The 13954-nt window shown below is 70.7% G+C and carries 12 protein-coding genes; 5 read left to right on the top strand and 7 right to left on the bottom strand.

Annotated features, from left to right (window positions below; genetic code table 11):
• Positions 1–5 precede the first annotated feature (5 nt).
• Positions 6–308, bottom strand: coding sequence for an urease subunit gamma (locus HC028_RS20645; protein ID WP_168079025.1), 303 nt, complete (start codon positions 306–308; stop codon positions 6–8).
• A gap of 200 nt (positions 309–508) precedes the next feature.
• On the opposite strand from HC028_RS20645, the gene HC028_RS28225 reads away from it, so the two are divergent.
• Positions 509–637: a hypothetical protein gene (locus HC028_RS28225; RefSeq protein WP_275408256.1), complete on the top strand. Its 129-nt coding sequence runs from the start codon at positions 509–511 to the stop codon at positions 635–637.
• A gap of 98 nt (positions 638–735) precedes the next feature.
• Positions 736–1140, top strand: a complete 405-nt coding sequence (locus HC028_RS20640; protein WP_168079024.1) for a rhodanese-like domain-containing protein — start codon at positions 736–738, stop codon at positions 1138–1140.
• A gap of 16 nt (positions 1141–1156) precedes the next feature.
• On the opposite strand, the gene HC028_RS20635 is transcribed toward HC028_RS20640, so the two are convergent.
• Positions 1157–2698 carry a SagB family peptide dehydrogenase gene (locus tag HC028_RS20635; RefSeq protein WP_168079023.1) on the bottom strand — a complete coding sequence of 514 codons (1542 nt, stop codon included), beginning with the start codon at positions 2696–2698 and terminating at the stop codon, positions 1157–1159.
• Between the two features lie 190 nt (positions 2699–2888).
• On the opposite strand from HC028_RS20635, the gene HC028_RS28555 reads away from it, so the two are divergent.
• The gene (locus HC028_RS28555; protein ID WP_168079022.1) at positions 2889–4628 is read left to right on the top strand and encodes a tetratricopeptide repeat-containing diguanylate cyclase; all 1740 of its coding nucleotides are present in this window, start codon (positions 2889–2891) and stop codon (positions 4626–4628) included.
• A 268-nt stretch (positions 4629–4896) separates the two neighbouring features.
• Here the strand turns inward: HC028_RS28555 and HC028_RS20625 are convergent, their stop codons facing one another.
• Genes HC028_RS20625 through HC028_RS20615 form a run of 3 tightly spaced genes read right to left on the bottom strand, consistent with a single transcriptional unit; the run spans position 4897 to position 8436 of the window.
• Entirely contained in the window at positions 4897–6423 is a 1527-nt protein-coding gene (locus HC028_RS20625; protein ID WP_168079021.1) for a cellulose binding domain-containing protein, read from the bottom strand.
• A 52-nt stretch (positions 6424–6475) separates the two neighbouring features.
• On the bottom strand, positions 6476–7756 hold the full coding sequence (locus HC028_RS20620; RefSeq protein ID WP_168079020.1) for a sensor histidine kinase: 1281 nt from the start codon (positions 7754–7756) through the stop codon (positions 6476–6478).
• Complete coding sequence (locus HC028_RS20615) at positions 7753–8436, bottom strand: response regulator transcription factor (RefSeq protein WP_168079019.1); 684 nt, start codon at positions 8434–8436, stop codon at positions 7753–7755. Before HC028_RS20615 ends, HC028_RS20620 begins: the two co-directional genes overlap by 4 nt.
• A 35-nt stretch (positions 8437–8471) precedes the next feature.
• Between HC028_RS20615 and HC028_RS20610 the strand changes: the two genes are divergently transcribed.
• Positions 8472–9035 carry a hypothetical protein gene (locus HC028_RS20610; RefSeq protein WP_168079018.1) on the top strand — a complete coding sequence of 188 codons (564 nt, stop codon included), beginning with the start codon at positions 8472–8474 and terminating at the stop codon, positions 9033–9035.
• 14 nt (positions 9036–9049) lie between these two features.
• Here the strand turns inward: HC028_RS20610 and HC028_RS20605 are convergent, their stop codons facing one another.
• Positions 9050–11287, bottom strand: a complete 2238-nt coding sequence (locus HC028_RS20605) for a putative bifunctional diguanylate cyclase/phosphodiesterase (protein WP_239075508.1) — start codon at positions 11285–11287, stop codon at positions 9050–9052.
• A 161-nt stretch (positions 11288–11448) separates the two neighbouring features.
• On the opposite strand from HC028_RS20605, the gene HC028_RS20600 reads away from it, so the two are divergent.
• On the top strand, positions 11449–12450 hold the full coding sequence (locus HC028_RS20600; protein ID WP_168079017.1) for a DUF3533 domain-containing protein: 1002 nt from the start codon (positions 11449–11451) through the stop codon (positions 12448–12450).
• Here the strand turns inward: HC028_RS20600 and HC028_RS20595 are convergent.
• Positions 12447–13874 (bottom strand): aminotransferase-like domain-containing protein, encoded by a 1428-nt coding sequence (locus tag HC028_RS20595; protein ID WP_168079016.1) that lies wholly within the window; start codon positions 13872–13874, stop codon positions 12447–12449. The two genes, HC028_RS20600 and HC028_RS20595, sit on opposite strands and share 4 nt — an antisense overlap.
• Positions 13875–13954 lie beyond the last annotated feature (80 nt).

Raw genomic sequence — 13954 nt, 5'->3', positions numbered from 1 at the left:
AACCCTTACTGGATGGGGCCGTGCACCGTCACGAGTCGGGTGCCGTCGGTGAAGACCGCTTCCACCTGGACGAACCGCGCAAGCTCGGGTACACCCTCCATCACGTCGGCCTTCGTCAGTACCGTCCGGGCGTCCGCCATGGCCTCCTCGAGGGTCTTACCCTCACGCGCCCCCTCCAGCGCGGCAGCCGCGATGATCGAGACCGCCTCCGGGTAGTTGAGCTTCAGCCCCCTCGCCTTACGCGCGTACGCGATCTGCGCCATGGAGAGGATCTGGAGCTTCTCCAGTTCCCTGGGCGTGAGGTACATGGCGAGCCCTTCCGGATTACTTTCCGGTAGCCCAACTCTGTGCCCGCTCGACCCGGAATTAACCGCTGAAACGGGCCTTGTCCACGGTGGCAATTTCGTTGCGGCGTCGGTGCGGATGAGCTTCCACCTGACCGGAATCGCCTTCAGGCCCATACGATCGACGTGTCTCCGCCCGTACCAATCTTTCGGAGCCGATTCCCGTGTCTAGCGCTCTGAACACGCTCAGCTCTGTCATGCCCGCCACCCCCACGCCCTACTACCTGGTGTCGATCGCCGCCGCTGCCGCGCTCGCCGCTGGACTCTGGTTGCGGTTCCTGAGTAGCCGGTAGTCCCGGCAACCACCCACCGAAGAAGCGCCTCACCGCCAGCGGTGAGGCGCTTCGCGTTTGGTTCTCGAAAATCCGCGCAATATATCGGGGTGACGGTGATGCAACGCGCTGGAGTTGACGATGTCCTCGCCAAGGCACGGGCCGGCATACGACGGCTCACTCCAGCGGAGACGGAGGCGGCGCGGCGCCGGGGCGCGCTGGTCATCGACACCCGGACGGAGACCCAGCGACGGGAGCAGGGCGAGTTACCCGGTGCGCTGGTGATCGACCGCACGGTCCTCGAATGGCGGTTGGACCCCTTGAGCGACGCGCGGATTCCCGAGGCGACAGACCACGACCTGGAGGTTGTGGTCGTCTGCCGGCAGGGGTACAGCTCAAGCCTTGCCGCGGCGAGCCTGCGCGCCATCGGGCTGTGGCGCGCGACCGACATGATCGGCGGCATAGAGGCCTGGCAGGAGGCCGGGCTGCCGCTGAACTCAGGCCCGGCCGACGTGCGTCGCTGAGCCCGGTGTCCCCACCTCACCCCGCGAGCTGCGTCGGACGCCTGGGCGGGCCGCCCGGCAGCGCCCGGTACGCCGGAACTCCAATTGCGACGGCGAGCATGCAGGCCGCCTTGGTGCCGAACACCGCCGACACCTCCTCGTCGGAGAAGGTCAGCCCGGTGCCGCCATGGTCGAGGGCGAACGCCGCCAACTGCAGGCGCTCCGCGGCCACGCCGGCCTCGAACTGGGCGACGCGGTACCCGCGGTCGCCGTAGCCGCCGACCACCAGATCCAGGTCCGCGCAGGCGAAATCGGTGTACGCGGAGTCCGCCGCGAGCTCCTGGTCCAGGCACATCCGCTGGCTCAGCTGCCGTACGACGTCCTCCGATCCAGACCGGTACGGCGCCGGCACGCCGTTCACCCAGTGGTACAGCCCGGGTGCCAGGCCTCGCACGCAGTGCACCGCGAGTTCGTGGGCGAGCAGGGACGTCCCGGCCGCAATGGCGTCGGCGGGCACGTGTCGGGTGGCCACGGCCATCCCCCAGGTCAGCAACTCGGTGGGCACGACGCCGTGCCGCATCCGGCGGGTCGAGCCGCGCCGCAGGATCACCGCCTCGATCGGTTCGGGCCGGCTGCCGGACGGTGGCTCCACCACGTCCGCGGCGGTGGGCAGCCCGGGGCGCTCCGCCTCGCGCCAGGTCGCCACCTCATAGGCATTGGCCAGGTTGCCCGCCTGTTGAGCCTGGACGATCAGCGGGAAGTTGATCGGCATCGGGGACAGCGGAGTCGGGGCGAGGCCGGCCGACTGGCACTCAACGGGCGTCAGCACGTCGCGGGGCGTACCGACGGTGACCACCGCGACCGGGAACTCCTCCACGCCGTCGATCCCCAGCTGTTGGCTCAGTACGGTGTCAACGAACCCGAGCAGGACGCGCGCCGGTATCCCGTAGCCTTCCGCGACCGCCAAGAGGTTGGCCAGCACCGCGCCCGCGTCCCAGTACACGTGGCGCAGTCCGCGCTCACCGTACTTCCACGCGGTCCGCCAGGGGATGCCGGTGAGGACGAGGGCGAACGGGCTGACCTCGACCTGGGGCGCCGCCGCTGCGTCGGCCAGGGCCGGCCGGCACTCCCCACGCGCAAGCTCCTCCAGCCCGAACACGTCCGGCGCGAAGTGGTACAGGCCCGGGTCCAGCCCGGGCATGGCGCCGGCGACCACGTACACCTCCAGCGGGTGGAGGTTCCCCGCCGAAGGTGCGGCCCGGAACCAGGTGGGCTGCTCCGGCGGGCCGGCGAAGCGCGTGACGCCGGCGGAGAAGTACAGCAGCCGGGCCAGCATCTCGATGTCCAGTTCCGGCTCGGTGAGCGACACGCCGCCCGACAGCGCATCGGTTGCCGGTGCTCCCCGCGGGGGCAGGAATTCCGGGAGGTCGTGCAGCCTCGCCTGCGGATAGCGCTTGAACGGCCGGGGCTGATTGCGCGGATCCATCGGGACGAACTCGGGGACACCGGGCCGCGGCCACCGCTGCGGGCCGAAGCTGGTGTCGCGGTGGTACTGCAGAGCAACCGCGCCGCCGCCCATGCATCGCCCCTACCCCGAGTCGCCGGCTCAAACGACGTGGCGGCACTCAGCCGATAAGGCATCGGAACGGTCAACCGTTCGGCTTCCCCACTACCTCAACTTCGACAGTGCGTACGCGTTACGTGTGCAGAGCGTCACATCCACACTGGATAGCTGCCGGCGCAACAATCTGTGATGCCAAGGTGACAGCGTGCTTGAGTTCACCGTTCTGGACGCGACATGGGTCGACGACTCGTCGCCGGCCGTGTTCGGATCGCCGCTGACCGAAGTAGCCGCTCCGGAGGATGGCGTTACTCGAGTCAGCCAGCCAGGAAAGACCCGGACAGCGCAGACCCGGACAGCGCGGCACGAGACGGTGCGCACGGTCGCCGAACTCGCCTCCGAACTCGACGCGATCGAGGTACTGGGATCGCAGCAGCTTGAGGGCGCCTTCGATCGCGCCGTACGGCTCGAAGAGGAGGCCCTCGCCGCGTCGGCCGTGGATCTCCAACTGCGGGCCCGGCTCATCCAGGCGGCGGTGCGCGGGCGCCGCGGTGAGACCGCGGAGAGCGGCCGCATCCTCCACGACGTGCACCGGTGGGCCGCCGAGCACAACCACCGATACCTGCTCGCCCGCAGCCACCGACTGCTGGCGACCTTCTTCCGCCAAGTGGGTGACCCGCACGCCGCGTTGGAGCACGCCGTTCGCAGCGTCGAGTTCCTCGACGACACCGCGCCCGCGCTGGTTCGGGCGTACCACCTCGCCACCCTTGCCGGCGCGCTGGCCCACACCGCGTCGTACGACGAGGCCCGGCAGCGCTACGCCGAGGCCGAGCGCATCGGCGTAGCCGTCGGGGATATACCGCTGCAGTTGCTGGTACTCAGCAACCTGGCGTACATGGAGCACGAGGCCGGCGAGCCGGTGCGGGCGCTCGCGACCGCCGAACGGATGGCGACCCTGGCCGCAGCAGCCGGGATCGCCCTGGACTCGCTCAGCCTCGACACGCTGGCCCGCGCCCAGATGCGACTGGGCCACTACGCCGAGGCCGAACAGACGCTGCGGGTGGCGATATCCGCGCGCGAGGTACTGGCGGCCACCGAGGTCGACGGGTACGCGGAGTGCCTGCTCACCCTGGCCGAGGTCCAGCGCCTGCGGGGCGCTACCGACCGCGCCCGGGCGACGCTCGACGAGTGCCTGCGGCTGTGCGACCGGTCCGACCTGCACGGGATCAGGATGCGCACGTGGGGCGAACGGGCCGAACTGTACGCGGCGCTCGGCTGCTTCGAGGACGCGTACGCGCAGTACAAGGTCTTCCACGCCGAGGCGATCGCGGTGTTCAGCGCGGAGCGCGACGCCCGGGCGCGGATCCTGCAGGCGGTGTTCGAGGCTGACGAAGCGCGCCGCTCCAGCCGGCACTACCGCAACCTCGCGCTGCGGGACCCGCTGACCGGCCTGTACAACCGGCGGTTCGTCGACGGGCAACTGCCCGTGCTGCTGCGAAAGGCGGCGGACGCGGGGACGCCGCTGTCGGTTGCCCTGATCGACATCGACCATTTCAAACGGATCAACGACACCTGCTCGCACGATGCCGGGGACCAGGTGCTGAGGCAGTTCACCGACCTGCTCACGGCCAGCGTGGACGAGCTGTTCAGCCCCGGCGAGGCCGGTGCGAGCGACGCGTTCGCCGCCCGACTGGGGGGCGAGGAGTTTCTCCTGGTGCTTCCCGGCATCGACGGTATGGAGGCGGTCGCGCGGCTGGAGAAGCTGCGGGTGGCGATCCGCTCGCACGCCTGGTTCCCGGTGACCGGAGACCTTCCGGTGACCGTCAGCATCGGCGTCACAACGGTCCCGACCACGGGCTCCAGCCAGTCCGCTCTGCTCCGGCGGGCTGACCACAACCTCTACACAGCAAAACGCGCCGGTCGTGACCGCACGATCGGCGACGGCTGAGAATCCGTACGCCACAGGATCTCGAATGCGAGCCGATCCGGGCGCTGCTGTCGATCAGTCCACCCCCGGTGGACACAGGCGCGGAATGGCACGAAGGCAGTCCTGACCACACAGTGGGGCCGCCTCCGTAAGAAGGCGGCCCCACCAACCCCCCGAGCCAATAAGCTCTGCCGATCGGAGCTTCCCCGGCGCCCCGCCTGGGAGGAGGAACGGGCGGGGCACCGGGTGTCCTATCCCCCCTGGTGCTGCGTTTCCCTTGTCGGTTCCCTCATCGCAGTGCGCGGTTGAAGCTGTCGGCGATCGCGAAGAAGCCAGGCAGTGCGGCCGGGTTAATGCAGCTCAGCAGCGGTATCGCCGGCAGCGCGAGCAGTTGGCCGACGACCCCGCCGAGGCAGGCCTGGCCGGTGTTGAGGGGAACGAGACCGATCAACCCCAGCTCCTTCGACTGGGCGAAGTCGGCCAGCCTACCCACGAGATCGGCCAGCTGTGACGACTTGGTGGCCAGGTCGTCGGTGCCGATGGCCGGGATGATGCCGAGGCTCCGCCAGGCCGTCGCGGCGTTCACCCCCTGGATCTTCATGAGCTGGTCGTGAACCCCGGTAGCCGCAGTGAGCAGGTCGTCGACCATCCCGGCGCTCCCGACGCGGCCGAGAAGGGGCTTCAGCACGTCGAGCGGCGCGGTGACGTCGACCGGCAGGACGTTGACCCGATCGATGACAGCACCAGCGCGCCTCGCCGCCACCAGCGGCCCGGTTACCGACTCCGCACGGATGGGCGAGCCGCCGGACCCGGCCGCGGGCAGACTGTACGAGATGCGAAGCCCCGGGTACCGCGCCTTGAGCCCGACGACCGCCTGGGCGAGCCTGGTGTTGACCGCTCCGTCGGCCAGCGATGCGCTTCCGATGGTGAAGTCGACCGACCGTACGCCGAGGTCGAGAAGCTTCTGGACCTGCGACTCGAGGGCGGCGACGCTGCCGCAGGCGCGGGCGAGGTCCAGCCCGTTCGCGGCGCCGATCGAGGCGATCAGCGCGATACCGGAGTTCGTCGCTTCGGCGATCTCTTTGGCGTACGCCTGCGGTTCGACCGCGCCGCCCCACTTCAGGTCACAGCGGCCGCCGGTAGACGGAAGGGCAGAGACCATGGTGAGCGTCCGCGCGCCGCTGACGTCGGCGATCGCCGACAGGGACGGCCGGTCGGGGTTGGTCACGTTGACCGACGGCGCGAAGGTCGTCGTACGCGGCGGGGCCGCCTGGACCGTGGCGTGGCGCGTACCCGAACGTCCGGGCGCGTTCGCCGCCGGTCCCGGCACGCCCGGCGCGCCCGGTGACGCGACGCCGAACCCCTCGGTCGCGCCGACCCGTGCGGGAGCCAACGCGGCCGCTGTGGCGACGAACTTGCAGGGCTTGCCGTTGATGGCGCAGTTGCGGGGCAGAACGGGACGTCCGGCGACCGCGGTGAGGCCGACCGTGATCGAGCGGTGCGCCCCGACGGTCCTGGTCGAAGCGATGGGCTTGATGACGTACGTGGCCTTGGACGCGTACAGCTCACCGTTCCATACGCCCGCGAACGTGGCGTCGCGGGGGAAGTCGAACGAGATGGTCCAGTCCGAGGCGCCCCGGTTCGACGGATTGCTGATGGTGAAGGTCCCGATGAACCCGCTTTCCCAGATCGCCGTCTGCGCGTACTCGGCCGTGAAGACCGGAGCCCGGTCCGCCGACAGGAGCCGGACGGCGACGCCGCTGGCGGCAAGGAGCGCCGCGGCACCCACGATGGCCAGGACGACTCTGGACTTCATGCGAAAGAAGTTATGGGCACCAATATTGAATTCAAGATCATTTAAGGTCTGTTTAGGAATCGTCGGAGGTTGATTTAATGTGCACCTCGATGCGGGCGCCCCCGTACCGGCCCCGTGCCACCACGACATGACCGCCGCACGTCGTGGCCAACCTCCGGACGATGTCCAGCCCCAGCCCCGTCGACCCGCCCGAACTGGCCCCCCGCTGCAACGCCCGATCCGGGTCGTCGATGCCCGGGCCGTCGTCCTCCACGACAAGGGTCGAGCCGATCACCCCCGCGCGGAAGGCCGTGCCCTCCGGCGTGTGATGGAAGACGTTGCCGATCAACGCGTCGACCGCCGCCTCCGCCTCGTCCCTCGGCACCGGTACCCACAGCGGCGTCGCGTCGCCGAGCACGGTCCACGCGCGGCCGTGGTCCTCGGCGAGCACCGACCAGAACGCCAACCGGTCAGCGAGCACCTCGGTCAGGTCACACCGTTCGGCGGCACGCTCCGACAGCGGCTCCAGCGCCGTCCGGATGATGCCGTCGACCTCATCGGAGAGCATCTCCACCACCTGGCGCAACCGCTGCACGTCCGGCCGCTCGCCACCCGTCTCCAACTCCAGCCGCAGCGCGGTCAACGGCGTCCGGAGCCGGTGCGACAGGTCCGCCGCGAGTTCCCGCTCGGCGCGCAGCAGGCCGACCATCCGGTCCGCCATCGCGTTGAACGACCGCCCCACCTCGGCCAGCTCCGGCGGGCCGTCCGGGCTGACCCGTACCGCGAGGTCATCCCGGCCCAGCCGGCGGGTCGCGACGGCGAGATTCCGGGTGGCGGCGACGATCCGCGCGCCGAGCCGATCCGCGACCAGCACTGAACCGGCAACCAGGCCCAGTGCCACCGCGCTGAGCGCCAGCCACGCATTGTGGACGCCCCGGCGAAGAGCGGCCTGCGGAAGGAAGACCTCGATCACGGCGATGCGACCCTCGTGGACCGCGACGGGCTGCAGGTACGCGACGCCGCCCGGGACATCCCGGACCGTCGCGTGCCGGCCCTGGGCCACCATGGCCACGTCACCCGGGCTCGCGTGGGCCGTCCCCACCGGCGAGCCCTCCGACGGGTGCAGTGCCAGCCGGCCGGCGGCGCCGGCTTCGGTACTCGCCGCGGCCTCCGCCAACTCGACCCGGTCATCGGTGACCGTCAGCGCAGCCACCATGGCGGATGCCTGCTGCCGGGCGTCGGCGAGGGCGCGCTCCGGAGCTATCTGGTCGACCAGCATCCACAGCGGTACGAGAAACGCCAGGGAGACCATGGAGGTCGTGGCCAGCGCCACCCGGATGAGCGCCCATCTCATGTGGGATCCACCAGCATGATCCCCACGCCCCGGAGCACGCGCAGGAAACGGGGCTTGGCGGCGGTCTCCCCGAGCTTGCGGCGCAGCCACGAGATGTGGACGTCGACCGTCTGCTCCGATCCCCGGTACGGCTGCCGCCAGACCTCCTCAACCAGCTCCTGGCGCGTGACCAGTTGGTCCCGCCGTGCGGCCAGGTAGGCCAGCAGGTCGAATTCCTTGCGGTTGAGGTCGAGCGGCTTCCCGTCCAGGACCGCCGCGCGGCGGGTCAGGTCGATCCGGAGCGGACCGACCTCGATCGCGGCGGGCGCGCCCACAAGACTGCCCCGCCGGCGCAGCACCGCCGAGATCCGGGCCAGTAGATGCTCGCCGGAGAACGGCTTGGTGAGGTAGTCGTCGGCACCGGCGTTCAGCAGCCGGATGATGTTGTTCTCGCCGGTCCGCGCGGTCGCGACGATGATGGGCACGTCGCTGTCGCCGCGCATCATCCGCAGCGCTGAGGCACCGTCCACGTCCGGCAACCCCAGGTCGAGTACGACCACGTCCGGGGGGCGTACCGCTACCTCACGCAGCGCATCCATGGCGGTACCAACCGCGCTGACCACATGGCCCGCGTTCGCGAGCGCCTTGACCAGCGCGCTGCGGATCATGCTGTCGTCCTCGACCAGTAACACCGTGGGCATGCACGGCACCGTACCGAGATGCGAGGATGGCGGCCATGCGCGGCCGGACCAAAACAGCGAAAGCCGTCGCTACGTGGGTCGTGGCGACCGGCGTGGGGATCGGCGTGACGTGGTACGGCGTACGCCCGGTTCTGGACGCGGCCGTTCCGGAGCGCCTGGTCGCGTTCCCCGCCGCCGGGTCGAAGACGCCCCGCCAGACCCCGGCCCTCCGACTGCCCGCGAGCCCCGCGCCGAGTACGCGGAGCGCCGGACCGAGCCCCGGCACGCCCGCTTCCCGGTCACCCCGCCCGGCTACGCGACCAGCCCCGCCCAGTTCGGCCGCCTCGCCGCCCGTACCCGTACCGGAGGGGTGGACAATGACCGGCAGCGGGCAGTACGTGCGCACGTTCCGGCTGACCGGCGGGGACGCGACCATCCGGGCCGCTCACGGCACCGTGGAACTGGTTTCCGCGGCCCCGCGCCCCGGGTACGTCATGAACGTGACCCCCGCCGGCAGCGATCCGCTCGGCGTCAGCTTCAGCATGATCAACCGAGCCTCCAAGGTGGAGGTGTCGTGGGTGGACAACGCGCCGGCATCCAAGGTCACCGAGATTCCGTAACCACGACTCCGGAGTCAGGAGGGTACAGCCGCTTTCGACGCCGCCTGCAGCAGTTCGGTGATGTTCTCGGCGGCCATGGGACGGCCGAAGTGGTACCCCTGCGCGAAGCGGTACCCGAGGCGGTGCAGGTGCTCTGCCTGGTCCGCGGTCTCCACACCCTCTGCCGTGGCCTGGAGGTGCAGGCCGCTGGCTATCTGGATCAGCGCCGCGGCGATGACGTCCTGATCGCCCGCGGTGACCTCGTCGACGAAGCTCTTGTCGACCTTCAGGATGTCCGCCGGGCAGGTGCGGAGCAGCCCCAGGGAGGAGTGTCCGGTACCGAAGTCGTCCAGTGCGATCGAGACGCCGAGCCGGTGCAGAGCCCACACCGAGTCCAGGGCCGCCCCTCCGTCGAAGACCGCCGTCTCGGTCACCTCCACGACGAGCCGGTGCGGCTCCAACCCGGTTTCGTGCAGGATCCCCGCGACGGTGGCGGCGAAGTCCGGTTCCCGCAACTGGCGGGCGGAGACGTTGACCGAAATCTTGCGCAGGCTGCGCGTGCCCGGGAGGTCCCGCCAGCGGGCCGCCTGCCGGCACGCCTCGCGCAGGATCCACTCGCCGAGGGGGACGATGAGGCCGTTGCGCTCGGCGACCGGCACGAAAAGACCCGGCGACACGACACCGTGCTGGGGATGCTGCCATCGGACCAGCGCCTCGACGCCGACGATGCGGCCGTGGGGAAGCTCCACGATCGGCTGGTAGACGAGGCGCATCTCGCCGGCGTCGATGGCGTGCCGCAACTGCGCACCGAGGCGGGCCTCCTCGATCGAGTGGAGGTCCATGTCGGGCTCGTACCGCGCCATGCACTGCTTGCCCCGGTCCTTCGCGGCGTACATCGCCACGTCGGCCCGCCGGAGCAGTTCGCGAGGCTCCTGCGCGCCGGTCGCGTCGGTGAGGCCGATGCTGGCTCGCATCAACAGCTCGTGCTCGCCGGCCGGCAGCGGTAGCCGCAGCCGCTCCGCCACCCGCCGCACCGCGGCGTCCGCCTCTGCCGTCGACGCCGGCGCGAACAGCATCGCGAACTCGTCACCGCCGAGGCGTACCAGGAGGGTGCCGGGTTCGGCGCTCTCGGTGAGCCGAGCCGCCACGGAGGTGAGCAGGTAGTCACCGATGTGGTATCCGAGCCGGTCGTTGACCTTTTTGAAGTCGTCGAGGTCGATGAGCGCCAGGTGCACGGTCTCCGGGGCGAAGCGGCACAGCGCCTCCGTCATGTGCCGGTCCAGCAGCCGCCGGTTACCGAGCCGGGTCAGCTCGTCGCGGGTGGCCTGATCCTGGACCTGCGACACGAGCCCGGCCATGCGGGCCAACACGAGGAGGAACAGGATCACGGCGCCGAGGCCGATCGCGGCCCAGTCGATCCGGGCCGGATCGCGCAGGCCCTGAGTGAACAGCAGCGCGGGGGCGAGCAGCGAGGTGGCGGCGAGCATCGTGAGCCGGCCACGGGTCAGCCTGGCAGCGTGATCCGGAGCCGGTTCCGAGAGCGTGCGCATGGACGGGTGCAGCGCGGTGGCGCCCCACATGATGTAGGCCAGCAGCCAGCCGCCCTCGACCGGCCCACCGGTGTAGCTGGAGAACGCGGTGAGCACCGCCACGGTGATGTCGGAGCCGGTCAGCACCAGCACCGCGGCCATCAGGAACCGGTAGCTCGGGGTACGCGCGCCCGGTCCGAACAACAGCCTCGCGATCATGGCGAGCATCACGAGATCGAGGGCCGGGTAGGCGAGCGAGACGATCCGCGCGAGTACGGGCAGCGAGGCGTCCTGGACGATCGGCCGCATCAGGAAGGACCAGGACAGCAGGCCCAGTCCGGTGGCGATGATCCAGGAGTCGATCATTCCGGCGCGGTCACGCCCGGAGGTGCGGCCTCGGAGCAGCGCGACAAGCCCGGTCAGCAGCACCGGATACCCGGCGAGGTACAGGATGTCCCCTGGCGACGGAACCAGATCGCGGTTGAGCACATAGCGGTAGACCGCGAACGTGACGTCGCCGAGCACCCAGATCACCTGGCCTGCGGCCAGGCAGTACCAGATGCGCTGCCGGGACGGACGGTAGCGGCGGACGCCGACCATGATCGCGGCGGCGGACGCCAGCCCGACGCCGTAGTACACGATGCCGGCGGACCAATGGTGGGTGGGCAAGAGGAAGTAACCTCCGACCGCCAACAGCCCGGCCACAAGCCACGCCTGCCACAGTCGTCCGGTCACCTTGCTCACTGGCTCAGAATTGTGGGTTTTGCACGTGAATTCCGGTGCCGACCGGTTTCCGCTGGGTTGCAACGCCCTCCGGGCGGACGACGGTCACACTGGGAGATCACCTCACTCCTTTGCGTGATCTTCACCGGCATGTTCGGCACCCTGGCGGGCATGCGCGTTGAATGCCGGAGCAGCCGGCCCGCACGGCCTACCGAGTCGCGCTCGTCATCATCACGATCGGTACGGTGATGGCGTCGACGTTCGTCGCCTCCTACACCATCGCGCTCGGCCGGCCGGAGCCCCGCCGCGTACCGACCGGGCTCGTCGGTGAGCCGGCGGCGCACCCCGCGCTCATCGAGACGCTCCAGGAAGCGACGGGCGGCGGGCTCGCCTTCCACCCCTACCCGTCCGCGCCGGCCGCCGCGGCCGCGATCGGACGGCAGCAGATCTCCGCCGCGCTCGTGCTGGGCCCCGGCCGCCCGCAACTGCTCATCGCCAGCGCCTCCGGCGCCTCGCTCGCTCTGGTCCTGGAGCGGGCGGCCGAGCGGGTCAACGAGCAGCTAGCACCGGAATCGGCACCTCCCCTGCGCATCGTCGACGTACGCCCGCTGCCGCCCAACGACCCACTCGGGCTGAACTCCTTCTACGTGGCCATCGCGGCGACGGTTCTGGGGTTCGTCACGATGTTCCAGCTACGCCAGCACGCGCCGGGGCTGTCGCTGCGCGCCTGGCTCGCGTCCATCGGCGTGCTCGCAGCCGGCGGCGGACTGGCGCTCGCCCTGGTCACGGGCCCCCTCCTGCACGCCCTGCCCGCGCCGCTCCCCGCGATCTGGGCCGGGATCGCCACCCAGATCACCGTGGCCGCACTGTTCAACTCGACCATGCTCGTTCTGTTCGGACGCTGGGCGATCATCCCGACCTGGCTGATGTTCATCGCCTTCGGCAACGCGTGGTCGGGAGGCGCGGTCGCCCCACCCCTGCTGCCGAGGATCTACGCCTTCGTCGGCCGCTTCATGCCGTCCGGCGCGGCGGTCGCCATCCTCCACAATCTCGCGTACTTCCGCGGCGCCCCGCAGGTCGAGCCGTTCGTGGTCCAGGCCTGCTGGCTGGTCGGCCTCCTCGTGGCGCTGGTGATCTCCGTACGGGTGAAGCGCCGGCGGCCGACCGGCCGCCCGGTCGACTAGCTCAATCCTCCCGGCAACGGCCCCGCCACAAGCAGCGCGACCAGATCCAGCAGAGCCCTGCGCAGCCGGTCGTCGTCGACCTCGGCGTTGAGCCCGATACGGACGCCGTGCGCCGACGTGGCGCGGCTGACCGCGTAGTCGTCACCCGGCGAGATCAGTACCCCGACCTGGCGGGCCGCGGCGACCACCTGCCCCGCGGTCCACGGCTCGGGCAGCGGGAGCCAGAGGTGCGGCGCCTGCGGTGCGGCCACGATCTCGTACGTGGAGAGCAGGTCCGCGGCGAGCGCTCGACGCTCGATGGCGGCGGCCGCCCGGGCGGCGACGATCCGCGCCGCCGTGCCCTCGTCGACCCAGCGCGCGAACACCTCGCCCAGCAACGGGGCCGCAAGCCAGGCGGTGGCGCGGACCGCGGCGACCAGTCGCGCGCGAGCCGCCGGTGGGGTGGTGAGCAGCCCGACGCGCAGCCCCAGACTGAGCACCTTCGCCGCGCTGGCCACATGACAGGTGCGCTCCGGCAGCAGCGCCGCCACGGGATCGGGACGATCGGCGACCAGCGCGCCGAGCGGGTCGTCCTCGATCACCCACACTCCGGCGCGGGCACACACCTCGGCCAGCGCCGCCCGGCGCGCCGCGGGCACGACGCGGCCGGTCGGGTTGTCCAGTGTGGACTGCAGATGTACGACGGAGACGGCGCCGCCGGCACAGGCGTCGGCCAGGGCGTCCGGGGTCATCCCGGCGCCGTCGGCCGCGACCGCGACGACCGGTAGCCGCAACTGGCGGGCCGCAGCGAGCAGCCCCGGATTGGTCAGGGCGGTCGTGGCGACGGCCGTGCCGGGCGCGACGAGCGCGCTGAGCGCGGCGACGAGCGCATGCTGACCACCGGCCGTGAGCGTCAGTTGGTCGGCGTCCGGCCGGAACGCTCCGTGCGCCAGCCAGTCCGCTGCCGCCTGCCGGTGCGCTGGCGCGTCGTTACCGCGCTCGGTGTCGATGACGGTCCGCAGAGCGGACGGGTCGGCAGCGACAGCATTGAGCGTCTCCGACAGCAGCGCAATGGTGTCAATTTTTCCCGCCGGGGGGTGCAGGCTCGCGAGGTCGACCAACTCGTCGCCCGCCGTGGGGCTGACCCCGAAGCCGGAGCGGATGAACGTACCCCGGCCGACCTCGCCGCCGACCAGCCCGCGTCGCTCGGCCTCGGCGTAGCCGCGCGCGACGGTGCCGACGGTGACGCCCAGCGTACGAGCGAGCGCGCGGTGGGTCGGCAGCCGGTCGCCGGGGCCGAGTCGGCCGTGGGCGATGTCGGCGGCGATGGCGTCGGCGAGCGCCTGGTACGTGGGGCGGTCCCCCGAAAGCGGGCGCGGACGCCAAGCGCCCGCAGCCGGAGCACCCGCCTGCTCCGTACTCGATTCTTTACGCGACCGCGCCATGGCGACGATCATCTCACGTTTATTGAACCCGTTCAAGTTCTAATTGACACCATGTAATTGTCCATCTACGGTGTCAATGT

The sequence above is a fragment of the Planosporangium flavigriseum genome (assembly GCF_011947225.1).
Taxonomy (GTDB): domain Bacteria; phylum Actinomycetota; class Actinomycetes; order Mycobacteriales; family Micromonosporaceae; genus Planosporangium; species Planosporangium flavigriseum.
The sequence above is the reverse complement of the archived record's forward strand: the minus strand, read 5'-3'. Positions and strand labels throughout refer to the sequence as shown.